This window comes from Parageobacillus thermoglucosidasius (genome assembly GCF_001295365.1).
GTDB classification, from domain to species: domain Bacteria; phylum Bacillota; class Bacilli; order Bacillales; family Anoxybacillaceae; genus Parageobacillus; species Parageobacillus thermoglucosidasius.
In genome coordinates, this window is sequence record NZ_CP012712.1 from 3,219,120 (window position 1) to 3,232,583 (window position 13,464).

Annotated in this window: 16 protein-coding genes; 6 read left to right on the forward strand and 10 right to left on the reverse strand. The window is 43.5% G+C overall.

Annotated elements, in window-relative coordinates; translation table 11 throughout:
* Positions 1 to 43: 43 nt before the first annotated feature.
* From AOT13_RS15780 to AOT13_RS15795, 4 genes are all read right to left on the reverse strand, one after another.
* Entirely contained in the window at positions 44 to 1,330 is a 1,287-nt protein-coding gene (locus AOT13_RS15780; RefSeq protein WP_003249521.1) for a Glu/Leu/Phe/Val family dehydrogenase, read from the reverse strand.
* A gap of 264 nt (positions 1,331 to 1,594) precedes the next feature.
* On the reverse strand, positions 1,595 to 2,185 hold the full coding sequence (locus tag AOT13_RS15785; protein ID WP_013400492.1) for a genetic competence negative regulator: 591 nt from the start codon (positions 2,183 to 2,185) through the stop codon (positions 1,595 to 1,597).
* A gap of 106 nt (positions 2,186 to 2,291) precedes the next feature.
* Positions 2,292 to 3,077: a metallophosphoesterase gene (locus AOT13_RS15790; protein WP_042384062.1), complete on the reverse strand. Its 786-nt coding sequence runs from the start codon at positions 3,075 to 3,077 to the stop codon at positions 2,292 to 2,294.
* 8 nt (positions 3,078 to 3,085) lie between these two features.
* A complete protein-coding gene (locus AOT13_RS15795) occupies positions 3,086 to 3,493 on the reverse strand; it encodes a hypothetical protein (protein WP_042384064.1) in 408 nt (135 codons plus the stop codon).
* Between the two features lie 107 nt (positions 3,494 to 3,600).
* Between AOT13_RS15795 and AOT13_RS15800 the strand changes: the two genes are divergently transcribed.
* From AOT13_RS15800 to AOT13_RS15810, 3 genes are read left to right on the forward strand one after another with little or no spacing between them, the layout of a single operon-like run.
* Positions 3,601 to 3,831, forward strand: coding sequence for a spore coat associated protein CotJA (locus tag AOT13_RS15800; RefSeq protein ID WP_003249513.1), 231 nt, complete (start codon positions 3,601 to 3,603; stop codon positions 3,829 to 3,831).
* Positions 3,828 to 4,088: a spore coat protein CotJB gene (locus AOT13_RS15805; protein WP_003249511.1), complete on the forward strand. Its 261-nt coding sequence runs from the start codon at positions 3,828 to 3,830 to the stop codon at positions 4,086 to 4,088. The genes AOT13_RS15800 and AOT13_RS15805 overlap by 4 nt, the downstream gene beginning before the upstream one ends.
* A gap of 36 nt (positions 4,089 to 4,124) precedes the next feature.
* On the forward strand, positions 4,125 to 4,694 hold the full coding sequence (locus AOT13_RS15810) for a manganese catalase family protein (protein WP_013400491.1): 570 nt from the start codon (positions 4,125 to 4,127) through the stop codon (positions 4,692 to 4,694).
* Between the two features lie 28 nt (positions 4,695 to 4,722).
* Here AOT13_RS15810 and AOT13_RS15815 read toward each other — a convergent pair whose 3' ends face one another.
* The 5 genes from AOT13_RS15815 to AOT13_RS15835 all read right to left on the reverse strand — a co-directional run bounded on the left by AOT13_RS15815 (position 4,723) and on the right by AOT13_RS15835 (position 8,994).
* On the reverse strand, positions 4,723 to 5,175 hold the full coding sequence (locus tag AOT13_RS15815) for a YpbF family protein (RefSeq protein ID WP_013400490.1): 453 nt from the start codon (positions 5,173 to 5,175) through the stop codon (positions 4,723 to 4,725).
* A gap of 88 nt (positions 5,176 to 5,263) precedes the next feature.
* A complete protein-coding gene (locus AOT13_RS15820; protein WP_042384066.1) occupies positions 5,264 to 5,830 on the reverse strand; it encodes a LysM peptidoglycan-binding domain-containing protein in 567 nt (188 codons plus the stop codon).
* Positions 5,827 to 6,432, reverse strand: a complete 606-nt coding sequence (locus tag AOT13_RS15825; protein WP_042384069.1) for a CPBP family intramembrane glutamic endopeptidase — start codon at positions 6,430 to 6,432, stop codon at positions 5,827 to 5,829. Before AOT13_RS15825 ends, AOT13_RS15820 begins: the two co-directional genes overlap by 4 nt.
* 16 nt (positions 6,433 to 6,448) lie before the next feature.
* Positions 6,449 to 7,948, reverse strand: coding sequence for a RecQ family ATP-dependent DNA helicase (locus AOT13_RS15830; protein ID WP_042384072.1), 1,500 nt, complete (start codon positions 7,946 to 7,948; stop codon positions 6,449 to 6,451).
* Positions 7,942 to 8,994: a YpbB family protein gene (locus AOT13_RS15835; RefSeq protein WP_003249500.1), complete on the reverse strand. Its 1,053-nt coding sequence runs from the start codon at positions 8,992 to 8,994 to the stop codon at positions 7,942 to 7,944. The genes AOT13_RS15830 and AOT13_RS15835 overlap by 7 nt, the downstream gene beginning before the upstream one ends.
* Before the next feature lie 268 nt (positions 8,995 to 9,262).
* Here AOT13_RS15835 and AOT13_RS15840 point away from each other — a divergent pair, with 268 nt between their 5' ends.
* The 3 genes from AOT13_RS15840 to serA all read left to right on the forward strand — a co-directional run bounded on the left by AOT13_RS15840 (position 9,263) and on the right by serA (position 12,035).
* Positions 9,263 to 9,511 (forward strand): ferredoxin, encoded by a 249-nt coding sequence (locus AOT13_RS15840; RefSeq protein WP_003249499.1) that lies wholly within the window; start codon positions 9,263 to 9,265, stop codon positions 9,509 to 9,511.
* Positions 9,512 to 9,773: 262 nt separating this feature from the next.
* Positions 9,774 to 10,277 carry an inorganic diphosphatase gene (locus AOT13_RS15845; RefSeq protein WP_003249497.1) on the forward strand — a complete coding sequence of 168 codons (504 nt, stop codon included), beginning with the start codon at positions 9,774 to 9,776 and terminating at the stop codon, positions 10,275 to 10,277.
* Between the two features lie 183 nt (positions 10,278 to 10,460).
* The gene (serA, locus tag AOT13_RS15850) at positions 10,461 to 12,035 is read left to right on the forward strand and encodes a phosphoglycerate dehydrogenase (protein WP_003249495.1); all 1,575 of its coding nucleotides are present in this window, start codon (positions 10,461 to 10,463) and stop codon (positions 12,033 to 12,035) included.
* Positions 12,036 to 12,239: 204 nt separating this feature from the next.
* Here serA and AOT13_RS15855 read toward each other — a convergent pair whose 3' ends face one another.
* Positions 12,240 to 13,301, reverse strand: coding sequence for an S-layer homology domain-containing protein (locus tag AOT13_RS15855; RefSeq protein ID WP_042384074.1), 1,062 nt, complete (start codon positions 13,299 to 13,301; stop codon positions 12,240 to 12,242).
* Positions 13,302 to 13,464 lie beyond the last annotated feature (163 nt).

A 13,464-nucleotide genomic window follows, 5' to 3' on the forward strand; every position in this document is an offset into this window, starting at 1 on the left:
ATAGGGGATTTTTTGGCATGTTGTAAATATGTTTTCTTCCGCCTTATACCCAGCCGCGGAAACGGCACGCTTCCGCCATTTTGCGAACACCGACCATATAAGCGGCCAGCCTCATGTCGACGCGGCGTGTTTGCGCCATTTCATATACGTTATTAAACGCTTTGACCATAACTTTTTCCAAGCGCTCTTCCACTTCTTCCTCCGTCCAATAATACCCTTGGTTGTTTTGCACCCATTCAAAATAGGATACCGTCACACCGCCGGCGCTCGCTAATACGTCCGGAACAAGCAAAATGCCGCGCTTCGTTAAAATTTCTGTCGCTTCTAGCGTCGTCGGGCCGTTAGCTGCTTCCACGACAATGCTTGCTTTTATATTTGGCGCATTTTCTTTCGTAATTTGATTTTCAATCGCTGCCGGCACTAAAATATCGCAATCAAGCTCCAGCAATTCTTTATTTGAAATCGTGTTTTTGAACAATTTTGTCACTGTGCCAAAGCTGTCCCGGCGCTCCAGCAAATAGTCGATATCTAAACCGTCCGGGTCGTAAAGCGCCCCGTATACGTCGGAAATGCCGATGACTTTCGCACCAGCATCGTGCATAAATTTTGCTAAAAAGCTTCCTGCGTTTCCAAATCCTTGGATAACCACGCGGGCGCCTTTCAAATCGATTCCACGCTTTTTCGCCGCTTCGCGAATGCAAATGGTAACCCCTTTTGCCGTCGCGGTTTCACGGCCATGCGATCCGCCAAGCACCAACGGCTTTCCTGTAATGAATCCAGGGGAATTAAACTCGTCAATGCGGCTATACTCGTCCATCATCCATGCCATAATTTGCGAGTTCGTAAAGACATCTGGCGCAGGAATGTCTTTTGTCGGGCCGACGATTTGGCTGATCGCGCGGACATAGCCGCGGCTTAACCGCTCTAATTCGCGGAATGACATCGTGCGCGGATCGCAGACGATTCCGCCTTTTCCCCCGCCATATGGCAAATCGACGATCCCGCATTTAAGGCTCATCCAAATAGATAACGCTTTCACTTCGCGTTCTGTCACGTTTGGATGGAAACGGACGCCACCCTTTGTTGGACCGACGGCATCATTATGCTGGGCACGGTAGCCGGTAAAAATTTTCACAGTACCGTCGTCCATGCGTACAGGAATTCTCACCGTCAACATGCGAATCGGCTCTTTGAGCAGCTCATATACTTCTTCTGGATATCCAAGTTTTTCTAATGCTCTATGTATAACGATTTGCGTCGCCGTTAATACGTCATATTTTTCATCTTTTTCTTCCAGATTTTCTTCGTTGGTATGCTTGTCGGCTACCATACGTAAACCTCCTATAAGCTCGCTATGGTTAATTGATGTCGCCACCTTCTTCATGTCATAGTATACACCTTCTTTTCATTTATGCAAAGGAAAAAAATAAAATGCCAGGCGATTTATAATCATTTACCACCATTGATACCGTTTTTATGCAAAAAACAATTTTTTCTTATTTTGTTTGTATATTGTTTTCCCCATAGTCAAGTGATAAAAAGAGAAAGATAAAACGTCAGACCCCTTGTCCACATGACGGAGTCTGACGAAGCGTTAACGAGCTGGAAAATAGCGAACAAGTTGTTCAATTGCGCGATTCTCAATGAGCTTTTTTCCATATTCTTGCACACGATGTATCGTTATCGTGGAAGGGCTGGCAAATTCCGCTAACAAAGCGACAAAATTATCGAGCGGAATCGGCGGTTCATCAGCGACATGCAAGTAAAAGCGGTTTTGATAGGAGTAGAGAGTTCCGTCCAAGCAGCCGATTGCGTAAAGACGATGAGCAAGTTGAATGACATCTTCAAACGTCTGAAATTCGTAAAATATGTCATCGCTCTCATCGAGCGTTACTTGCATCTCAATATAATCGTCTGCGAACTCTTCCTCCGTGTCGTCATATTCGCCCTCACTTGTTACGATAACAACCATTCCCTGTGCCGGTAAAGAGTATACTTCCACCGCGATCGACCCGTTTACTTCAAAGCCGAGCTCCTCGCTTGCCTCTTCAATCATGTCGCGAAACAATTGATGAACTTTAAACGTATCTTTCCATAAATCTTCTTTCGTTAAACCACGATCCATTAGATCGTCAAACGTAAGGAAAATTTTAATTTTATTGTGGGTTAAGCGCTCAAGACGCATCAACACCCCTCCTTACCTACACAGCCATCTCTTACGGTTATTGTATGAAATAATTCGCAAATGGTTCGTTTATTATTATTAATGAGTTTACATCGTTTGCAGCCATTTAGACAAGCATTTTTTCTCCATTTTCTTCAGATGAACGAATCGTTATCAAATTCGTTTCCGCAGGAGCCCCAAGCCGGAGCGGAATGTTCGTCGTCCCGTACCCGTTGCTGACGTAAACAGCTGTCCCGTTTATATTCTTTAAACCGCCTTTGTCATACAGCCCGAACGACAAAAAGCGAATTTGCCCTCCATGTGTATGCCCGCTGACGACAAGGGAAATGCGGTGCTCGGGGCGAAGGCGCTGGACGATTTTCGGATTATGCGAAGCGAGAATGCGGAAGGAGTGCTCATCTACTTCTCGAAGCGCTTCTTCCAACCTTGCCTTCCGTTTGCTCACATCTCCAACCCCGATGAGCGCAAGCTTTTCCCCATTAGCAGATTGTAGCACAACAGCGCGGTTTTCCAATATGTGCACCCCTTCCTCAATCAAAAGTGAGCGCAAATCATATTCCACTTCATAATCATTATTCCCCCAAATAAAATAAACCGGTCCGATCATTTTTAAACGCCGGATGTTTTCCTTAACACGTGCGGCGGGCACCCCTTTTTCTGTAAGGTCCCCGCCAACTAGCACAATGTCCGCCTTCCCTTTTATTTCTTCAACAATTTTTGCTGCCAATGTCCTTCTGTGAAGATCAGAAATAAAAAAAATGGAAAACGCCCGAAAACTGTCTGGAAACTGGGGAAATGACAATTCAATGCGAACAACGCGGTTTCGATGCGCTTCCCACCACATATAGGCCAATAAGCAAAAAAGAACAAAAATGACGATCCAACCCAACATAATGCCTCCTATAAACTTCGTTTGTAGCTGTGAGAACGGTAAAAATCCAATGATATCATACCATAAATAAAAGAAAAAATAAAAAACAAAACGGTCAGCTTCGCTTCCGCTTGAAACAGCCAATAAAAACTTCCCGACATGCCGCAGCAGCTTATCAGCCACTCTCCCCATCGCACTTGCTTTCGCCGCAGCCATAAAACAATCCCAGCCATGATGGTGCGAATGACCGCCGCGTTGGCTAAAAAACCGATCAAAAAACAAGCCATTGCCAAAAATGAACGAAGAGGATTGAAAATAAGCTCGGTAATAAAATGGGTGAAATGAAACGGGGTTACCGGCGGCAGCCAATGAATCATCAAATATCCACACAACAACCCGACAATGACGTAAAACAGTTGAAACAGCATTTTGTACATTTTGTTTCCTCCCTTTTTTCTTACATGTATTCACTGAAAAAGGCAGTCATGAATAAAACGTAATGGTCATACATATAGACTGAAGTTGTGCTAAAGGGAGGTTTCTTATGTTTACGACACGGAAGCAATATAAACCTTATGTAAGTCCGTTTGACCCTTGTCCGCCGATTCGCAGCAAAACATATGTCACCGCGCCGAACCAGTATGTCGGCTTTCAGCCGCCAAACTTGCCGCAATTTCCATTGCATGAAGCGTTTAAAAAAGGAACTCTTTGGAAAATTTTTTATGATCCATATTATGGTCCGTATGAAGTGAAATTCCAAGGTGATCAGCAATGAAACAGGTGCCGAAAGAATATTATGAGCTTTTGGAACAGATCCAAACGGTTGATTTTGCCCTCGTCGAACTCACGTTATACCTCGACACCCATCCCGCCGACTATCAAGCCATCCAACAATTTAACCAGCTCTCCCAAAGACGGAAACATTTAAAAAAACAATTTGAATCCGCCTATGGACCGCTCCAGCAATTCGGAAACAGCTATTCCAACTATCCATGGAACTGGAACGATGCGCCTTGGCCTTGGCAAATATAACAAACAACAATGCGCTGGAAAGGGAGGAAACAAAAGATGTGGATTTATGAAAAAAAGTTGCAATATCCCGTCCGCGTCAGCACATGCAATCCGAAATTAGCGAAATACTTAATTGAACAATATGGCGGGGCAGACGGAGAACTCGCCGCTGCGCTCCGTTATTTGAACCAGCGCTACACCATTCCTGACAAAGTAATCGGCCTGCTTACAGATATCGGAACAGAAGAATTAGCGCATTTGGAAATGATCGCGACAATGGTATACAAATTAACGAAAGATGCGACTCCAGAGCAATTGAAAGAAGCGGGGCTGGATGCGCATTACGTTAATCATGATCGCGCTTTATTTTATCATAACGCCGCCGGCGCCCCATTTACAGCGACATACATTCAGGCGAAAGGAGACCCGATTGCCGATTTGTACGAAGATATTGCAGCAGAGGAAAAAGCGCGGGCAACATACCAATGGATTATTAACATGAGCGATGATCCTGACTTAAACGACGGACTCCGTTTTTTGCGTGAACGGGAAATCATTCACGCCCAGCGTTTTCGCGAGGCCGTCGAAATGTTAAAAGAAGAGCGCGACCAGAAAAAATTTTTCTGATGAAAATAGCTGAATGGAGGAGCACCATTCAGCTATTTTCGTAATACAAGTTAATGTCGTACTCCTTTTTCATCCGCTCAAACAATTTATGCCTTTCTTTCCATTGCTGTTCTTCTTTCCATAAATCGGCGCTTTTTTGAATGATTTCGCAGCGAAGCGAGTGAAATTCTTCTTCGGCTTTGTCGCATTTTCGTTTGTTATGTAAAGCGATCCAGTACGATGTTAACAACAATAATAACATATACAAATGCGCTGTTTTTCCAAAAAACGCCTGAACAAATGCCGTCCATGTGCCGCTTGGGATAAGCAAGCCCAATAAAACATAGATGAAAAACGCCGTAAATCCGCCAAAAGCAACAAGTTGTAAAATAAGCGAATGCTTCTTTAACCGTTCCCATTCTTGCTTTTTTTCAATTACCCCAAGCAGCATTTGTTTCGTTACTTCATCTATGTGAAGATCTTCAAAAAAACCTTTGCTCACAGCCGAATCCCCTCGTTTTTTCAGCAGCCTCTACTATAAATGTATGTACGAGCCTGGCAAATAAGAACAAAAAAACGAGGATCCGCCTCTATTTTTCCACATCCACCATTGGAATCTGCAGCACTTGTCCTTTATGAAGCTGCATACTTTCCAAATGGTTCCATTTTTTGATAATTTCCATTCCTTTATCACTTTGATAATATTTTATCGCGATACTGTATAGTGTTTCATTTTCTTGCACTGTATGCATAATCATTTTTGGCTTTTGTGGCTGCTTGTCTGAAGCACCGTTTTCTTTTTGCTCGCCTGACTGAGGACGGTCTTTTTTCTGCCTGTTAGATCCGCTTAACGGCGCCACAGGTTTTTCCTCGGCAGGAACAATATCAATTTGTTCGTAGCTGCCCGTCTCGCTGCGCGTGACAACAGTCACTGTCTTGGAATCATTATTCGTATAATAAATGAATATTAAAAACGGAAGAGAAATAAAAAACAGCACCAATAAACGGATAAGCGGATATTTTAACTTCCATTTCGCCCGCTTTTTCGCCTTCTTTTGTTTATGCACCTCTCTGCGCGACGGCAGCGACAGAACGTCCTCCTGTTTTTGTTCCGCTGACCCTCGCCATACTTCCTCTGCTTGTTCGTGCTGACTCACACACGATCGCCCCCGTCCTTTTGTTTCATGTTGCGAATATAATTAAGGCGAATATCGACCGCCAAAACAAAATCGATAAGAAAATGGGCAAAAATCGTCACCCAAAGGCTGTTTGTCAATTCGTAAATGTACCCAAGAAAAAAGCTTAACAAAACGACCATCGCAAATAAAAACAGCTTTTCCAAATAGCGCACGTGCAACAAAGCAAACACGGTGCTGGCGACAAACAAGCCAAAATGCGTCTGGATAACTCCGCGGAACAGCAGCTCTTCACTAAATGCGATCAATAAACATAAAAAAAAGATATGCGGAATTGACCGGTTTTCAAATATTTTTTCATTAATTCCCCCATCATCATACCAATGCTCCGGCAAATAACGTATTGACAAAAAATCGATGGATAAGACAATAACAGCACTTCCTCCGCCAAACATCAGCACTGTCGCGGCGTCAAAATGCCAAATTTTCCGGAATGCCGCAAGATCAAAAAGGAAAAACCCGGCGATAGCGGACATGATAATTAACAATAATTGGGTAACGTATAAATGAATGAGCACTTCACGGTCGCTCATCATGCGGATTTGTTCACTTTGCCGCCTCATCTTGACACGCCTCGCTTTAAAAGAAAATTCGCTTTAATTCCGTTTGCCAGCCATGAAAATGGAAATCCTGTTTCTCTTTCTCCACGCGCAAGTAGCCATCAAGCGGAAATCCGCACTGGTCGCAGCATAAATCCGGTTTATTCGTCAATGATTGCTGGAAAGCGCGAACGATGAACTCCCGCCGGCATGAACGGTGAAAAACCCATTTTATCATTTCTCTCAGCTTTTTTCGCTTCCATTGTCTGCGCGATTCGATCTTCTTCATTAGTTTTTCATACAAATCCGCAGCCTCTTGTTCCGTCAGCATCCGGGGGGAAGAAGCGACTCCTTCTGTTTCCAAAAAATATGTCAAAATCCGTTTCTGTACGTCTGTCAACGAACATTCGCTCATTTGCAGCTCCAGACTATTCGGTGCCGTGCCATATAATGACAAACTTTCGCATAACCGCTTCACTTGCACATCTGTCGGCAATTCTGTTTCCATAAGAGATTGTACCATGTCCTCATCGCCATGGGTATACAGTAAAATCGCAATGCTCTTGTTTCCATCGCGCCCCGCCCTTCCAATTTCTTGCAAATACGCTTCCATTTGGCCAGGCATATGAAAATGAATAACAAAACGAATATTTTCCTTATTCACTCCCATGCCAAATGCGCTCGTACAGCAAACAATTTCCAATTGGCCGCGCAAAAATTGCTGCTGGACGAGCATCCGCTGTTCGGAATCCATTCCGCCGTGATAGTAGGCGACCCGCTCGATTCCCTCCCCTTGCAGCTGCCGCGCCGCTGTTTCTGCCCATTGCCGGCTTGAAAAATAAATTAGCCCCGGGCCTTGCAACATTTTGACATAATCAAACAGCTTTTTAACTTTTTCTTGAACAAATTCCGTTTTTTCAACTTTGATCGCGATATTAGGCCTGTCAACAGAGTAAATGTGCCGGCGCAGCGGCTGAAGCTGCAAAATATGCACAATATCGTCCGTCACCTCCGGCGGCGCAGTGGCTGTCAGCGCCAAACAAGTCGGAGAGCCGAGGCGCTTGCGGATTTCCCCCAACTTTAAAAAATCAGGGCGAAAATCGTACCCCCACTGGGAAATGCAATGTGCTTCGTCGACGACAAACAAGGAAATGCGGACATTCATCAGCGCGTGAAGCAGCTGTTCCGACTGCAGCATCTCCGGGGAAACGTAAATAAAGCGAAATTCATGCAGCCGCTCGATCGCTTTTCTCTTTACTTCCGTTTCTAAAAAACTATTAAAAGCGATGACTCTCTTTTCCCCCCGTTGCCGAAGCTGCTGCACTTGGTCTTCCATCAGCGAAACGAGCGGTGAAATAATTAACACACTGCCTTTTAAAACATATGCGGGAAGCTGATAGCAAAGCGATTTTCCTCCACCGGTTGGCAGCATCGCCAATACATCATATCCGCGCAAAATGTCTTCAATAATTTCCCGCTGCCCTTTTCGAAAAGAGGAATAGCCGAATTTTTCGTAAAGCAACTGCTCTAATGTCACCACATTTCCCCTTCCTTTGCCAACACGAGGCGGATTTCAAAGTAGCTAACATCGTCAGCGATCGCATCGCGAATCACTTTTAATTTTCTCGTCCGCAACTTTCGCACCGTTTCCATAATTTTCTCCGCCTTCTTCTCATTGATAAACGGGCGAATGGAAAATTGCGGAATATTTGCCGCAATCTCCACCACATGGTCTTCAATGGTGCTTCTTTTTAAGCGGCGCAGCTGGGCGATTTCTTCAATCGACTTTCCGCGCAAAAGCCATTCATACGTTTTTCGCGTCGAAACCGTCAATGGTATAGGCAATGACAAATCGCGCATGAATTCATACAAAACGGAGGACCGTTTTGCTTCCGCTGTGGCCATCATATAATGCAGCACGTTTTGAAATTGAAAGTGAACGTATACCGGGTCTTTTTGCAAGAATGAAGCAATTTGCTCATCGGTCCAGCCGATGCGCTCAAAACTCGTCAAGCGCAACACAAACACCGTTGCTTCTTCTTCCGACACGGAAGAAAGAATGTCGTATATTTCTTCATAGAGCATTTGCGCCAATTCCCGCGCCGTTCTTCTTTGCGATAATAAATAACGCTTCACCCAGATGAATGTTTCCTCATGGCGATGAATCGGTTCAAAACGGGTGCGGTGAAGCACGTTGGATAACGTTTGGACAAGCAAAGACAGACGGTACCAAAACCATTTTTCCGATGCATGATACCGCCATCCGTTGACATGAACAGGAAAAAACGCGTGGCGCATCTGTTCATGAAGCAGCGTTTTTCCTGCTTCTGTCAACATATAGGAGCGGTTTTGCACAGGGGAAATCAAACCGTTTTCCAGCAATTGTTCGGCGAATGCCTCGATATCGTTTAACGTGACTTCTTTCCATGTTCCAAAAAAACGTTCCAACTGAAACCATTTGCTGTCTTGCAACGTTTGTGCCGATTTTTTTCCCGAAAACAGATGATATATCGCAGATAAAGACCGTTCCCCGTTAAAACGGTGTAAGCAAAATAACATCAGAAACAACGCATACCCGCCGTTCATTCGTGTTGCTCCTTTATCAACCGTTTAGTTAATATCATTGTAATTGTAACAAAAACATCCGCTAAGTTTCTCCCATAAAGTTTTCTCTGTTTAGAAAAACGAAAAATGGGAAATTGTAAAAATGGTTATGTACAACATCGCGATATCGTATTTTTTATATTGAAAAGTTGCCAAAACCGTCTTATTATAAGAAGTGAAGTTCATTTCCGAGTACATTGCACGGAGATGACCCATCCGTTTGAAATAGAATTTGAGGAGGTTTTTATTTATGCCAAAATATACGATTGTTGATAAAGAAACATGTATTGCCTGTGGTGCATGTGGTGCGGCGGCACCGGATATTTATGACTACGACGAGGATGGCATCGCATACGTAACGCTTGACGACAATCAAGGAATCGTGGAAGTGCCGGAAATTCTTATTGATGATATGATGGACGCATACGAAGGATGCCCTACAGAATCCATCAAAGTCGCAGACGAGCCGTTTGACGGCGATCCAAATAAATTTGATTGATAAAAACGCCCTCTTGTATGCAAATGCAAGAGGGTTTTTGTGTGTATGGGAACGACCGGAATGAAGCCTCTCCCGCAGCCCGCTCAGGCAGCAATGGATTTGCACAAACACGAATTTGGCTGAAATCCGCTGTCATATTATAATGAGATTTTGCCGACTGTTGGCCGAAAGAACGAAACATCAAGTGATATTTACATAGTTGCTATACTTCTACCTCTATTCTATAATAGAAACACATACATATATAAGGGAGGAACATGTTGTGGCGTTCGAAAATAAAGTTGTCGAAGCGTTTATCGAAATTCCGACAGGAAGCCAAAACAAGTACGAATTTGACAAAGAACGGGGCATTTTCAAACTGGACCGCGTCTTATACTCTCCAATGTTTTATCCGGCAGAATACGGATATTTGCAAAACACGCTTGCCTTAGATGGCGACCCGCTGGACATTTTAGTCATCACCACCAATCCAACATTCCCTGGCTGCGTGATTGATACACGCGTCATTGGTTATTTAAACATGATCGACAGCGGCGAAGAGGATGCGAAACTGATCGGTGTTCCTGTCGAAGATCCGCGTTTCGATGAAGTCCGTAGCATTGAAGATCTTCCGCAACATAAACTTAAAGAAATCGCTCACTTCTTTGAACGTTATAAAGATTTGCAAGGAAAACGGACGGAAATCGGCACATGGGAAGGTCCGGAAGCTGCCGCGAAACTTATTGATGAATGCATCGCCCGCTACAATGAAACCAAAAATAAATAACGGGAAAAACGCCCAAGTAAACAAACGATGGCTTGGGCGTTTTTTATTCCGGAAAATCCGAACATTTCGCGGTAAAAACGTTTACATTGGTATGACTTCTTATCATTCCATTGACAGATGGTGCTTTATTATGATAAATTATCAGAAATTTAAAATTCTTGTTAAAGAAAGGAGCTCACCATCGTGTTTCGCATTTTAGTTTCCGACGCAATTAGCGAAGAAGGATTAGCCCCATTACGAAAATCCGAACAAATTGAAATCGTACAAAAAAAGGTAACAGAAGTGGAAGATCAGCTTCATGAATTTGATGCCTTACTTGTTCGCAGCGCTACAAAAGTGACCGAAGAACTCCTTTCTAAAATGCCAAATTTAAAAATCATCGGGCGCGCTGGTGTGGGGGTTGACAATATTGATGTGGAAGCGGCAACAAAGCGCGGCATTGTCGTCATTAACGCGCCAAACGGAAATACGATTTCCGCCGCTGAACACACCTTTGCCATGATGGCCGCGCTTGTGCGCCATATTCCGCAAGCGCATATTTCTGTAAAATCCCGAGAGTGGAACCGCTCCGCTTTCGTCGGAACTGAATTGCAAGGAAAACATTTAGGCATTATCGGATTTGGCCGCATCGGCTCTGAAGTGGCCAAACGCGCCCGTGCGTTCGGTATGTTTGTTCATGTATATGACCCATTTTTGACAAAAGAACATGCAGAAAAACTTGGCGTATCGATTCATACACTCGATGAAGTGCTTGCCTGCTCGGATATTATCACTGTGCATACTCCATTAACGAAAGAAACAAAGGGGCTGCTTGGCGAAAAAAATCTGGCGAAAACGAAAAAAGGCGTATACCTCATTAACTGTGCCCGCGGCGGCATTATTGATGAACAAGCCTTAATTCCGTTTCTGCAAAACGGCCATGTTGCCGGGGTAGCTCTCGACGTATTCGAGCAAGAACCGCCGGGCGACCACCCGCTGTTTGCGTTTGACAATGTGATCTTCACGCCGCACCTTGGCGCTTCAACGGTCGAGGCGCAGCTGAACGTCGCCACACAAGTCGCTGAAGAAGTGCTGCAATTTTTAGAAGGAAAGCCAGTGACATCGTCTATTAATCTACCAACATTGTCAAAAGACGTGTATGAAAAAATTCAAGCATTCTACAACTTGGCGAAAAAAATGGGAACCATCGCATCACAATATATGAATATTCCTGTCCAAGAATTATCTGTTACATATGCGGGCACGGTTGCCGATTTAGAAACGACGTACATCACGCGCAGCTTGCTCGCTGGATTTTTGCGGCCTCGCGTCGCTTCGACGGTCAACGAAGTGAACGCGGCGATGATCGCAAAAGAACGCGGCATTACGTACGGGGAAAAATTTTCTGACGAAACATACGGTTACGCCAACTGCCTCTCTCTTACCGTGCATGGGGAAAACAAAACATTTACGATCAAAGGCACACATATTCCAAACTATGGCGACCGCATTGTCCATTTCGACGGATTTACGATCGATTTCGCTCCTGAAGGGCATCTTCTTTACATCCAGCACCAAGATCGTCCGGGAATGATCGGAAAAGTTGGAAATATTCTCGGCGAACACCAAATAAACATCGCCACAATGCAAGTCGGACGCCAGCAAGCTGGCGGAAAAGCAATTATGATGCTTTCGCTAGACAAACCGATTGATGATGCCTTGCTTCAAAAATTAACAGAAATTGAGGACATCGAAACAGTAAAAAGAGTGGAAGTGTAACATTTCATTAAAAAGGCTTCTGGTTACCTAAAAATAAAGGAGAACACATATTTATCATGGCCAATATGTGTTCTCCTTTTATCTTTTATGAAACTTAAGCATCCGTTCAACATAAAAATGGAAGTAAAAAGGCATGTTAACGCCTTCTTTTATTGAACAGAAACGGCCTACCCAAAGCGAGTAGGCTTAATCGAGTGAGTGTTTTTAGTCAAGAGTAAACCAAAGTTCGTCTGGTTCTCCTCGATGCCAAACAATTGTAGGTTGATCGTTTTCATTTATTAAGAAAGCAACCCAGCCTGCATTTTCCCCACCTGTGTATAATTCAGCTCCAAATTCTGGGCTTGGTGTAACTACAGGAGCATATTTATATATTGTTCCTGACTTGCTGACAGCTTCAAAATCTATATTGCTAACATAGAAAGAACCTTGCTGAACTTGAAGGGCTTTTATTTTAAATTTAGCTAAAATATACTTCATTCCGGCTGGTGCTGGCTCATTAAACATATTTTCTGCTTGAATCATTTGCCATGCTTGGTCTCCATCTAAAATCACATCAATAAGCTGAAGTTCGTATTTCAGTTGACCATTTATATAATCTTTGCTTTTTTGCCCAATAACGGTTTTCCCTAAAGGTGCTGGATTAAGGCGGGCGTTCACCGCAAATGATTTATCTATCGTCCGAGCAAAAAATACTGAAAATTGAGCCCTTGTGACACTGTTATTCGGTTTGAACGTTCCATCTTCGTATATTTTTGTGATTCCGTTAGCGGCTAACGCATTAACTGCTCGGAACGTCTTTGTGTTTTTATCGACATCCCACACATAGCCAGTATACTCTCCTTTTAAGTCATAAGCTTCAAGCAACGCAATTGCCATATCTCCGCGCGTTAACGGTTTATGCGGATTAAAATATGTGCCTTTCGGAAAAATTCCTTCATCGACAACAGCGGCAATCGCATTATATGCTTCCTTATCCAGATTTTTAATATCTTTAAAACCTGGATTCGGACGATTAGACGTATTTAAACCTAATGCTCTCGTGATCATTATCGCTGCTTGCACTCGTTTGACGGGTTCGTTTGGCTTAAATGTGCCATCGTTATACCCTTTGATAATCCCTTTGCTGCTTAAAAACTCAATCTCTGCTTTTGCCCAAAAATCTTCTGGAACGTCTTTAAACTTTGATTTAGCTTCCGTTACAACCCCTGGAAAAACTATTGAAACCAGTAAAGAAAAAACAAGAATAAAACTATAAAACTTCCTCATAACGCATCCCCCATTTTATACTTCTACTTTTACAAAATATCACAGTTGCATTAAAAATTTTGTCGAATATTGCAAATAAACCAAAAATTATTCCGAAGGGCTTTTCACATAAATCATCTTCATCGTCCGCATGGAAAAACGGATATTTCAGGAGCATTTTTCG

Excerpts from the sequence above, each read along its gene's own strand:
- AOT13_RS15840 (WP_003249499.1), top strand. The coding sequence starts at position 9,263 with ATGCCAAAATATACGATTGTTGATAAAGAAACATGTATTGCCTGTGGT.
- AOT13_RS15855 (WP_042384074.1), bottom strand. The coding sequence starts at position 13,301 with ATGAGGAAGTTTTATAGTTTTATTCTTGTTTTTTCTTTACTGGTTTCA.
- AOT13_RS15810 (WP_013400491.1), top strand. The coding sequence starts at position 4,125 with ATGTGGATTTATGAAAAAAAGTTGCAATATCCCGTCCGCGTCAGCACA.
- AOT13_RS15825 (WP_042384069.1), bottom strand. The coding sequence starts at position 6,432 with ATGAGGCGGCAAAGTGAACAAATCCGCATGATGAGCGACCGTGAAGTG.
- AOT13_RS15795 (WP_042384064.1), bottom strand. The coding sequence starts at position 3,493 with ATGTACAAAATGCTGTTTCAACTGTTTTACGTCATTGTCGGGTTGTTG.
- AOT13_RS15800 (WP_003249513.1), top strand. The coding sequence starts at position 3,601 with ATGTTTACGACACGGAAGCAATATAAACCTTATGTAAGTCCGTTTGAC.
- AOT13_RS15790 (WP_042384062.1), bottom strand. The coding sequence starts at position 3,077 with ATGTTGGGTTGGATCGTCATTTTTGTTCTTTTTTGCTTATTGGCCTAT.
- AOT13_RS15805 (WP_003249511.1), top strand. The coding sequence starts at position 3,828 with ATGAAACAGGTGCCGAAAGAATATTATGAGCTTTTGGAACAGATCCAA.
- AOT13_RS15835 (WP_003249500.1), bottom strand. The coding sequence starts at position 8,994 with ATGAACGGCGGGTATGCGTTGTTTCTGATGTTATTTTGCTTACACCGT.
- AOT13_RS15780 (WP_003249521.1), bottom strand. The coding sequence starts at position 1,330 with ATGGTAGCCGACAAGCATACCAACGAAGAAAATCTGGAAGAAAAAGAT.
- AOT13_RS15785 (WP_013400492.1), bottom strand. The coding sequence starts at position 2,185 with ATGCGTCTTGAGCGCTTAACCCACAATAAAATTAAAATTTTCCTTACG.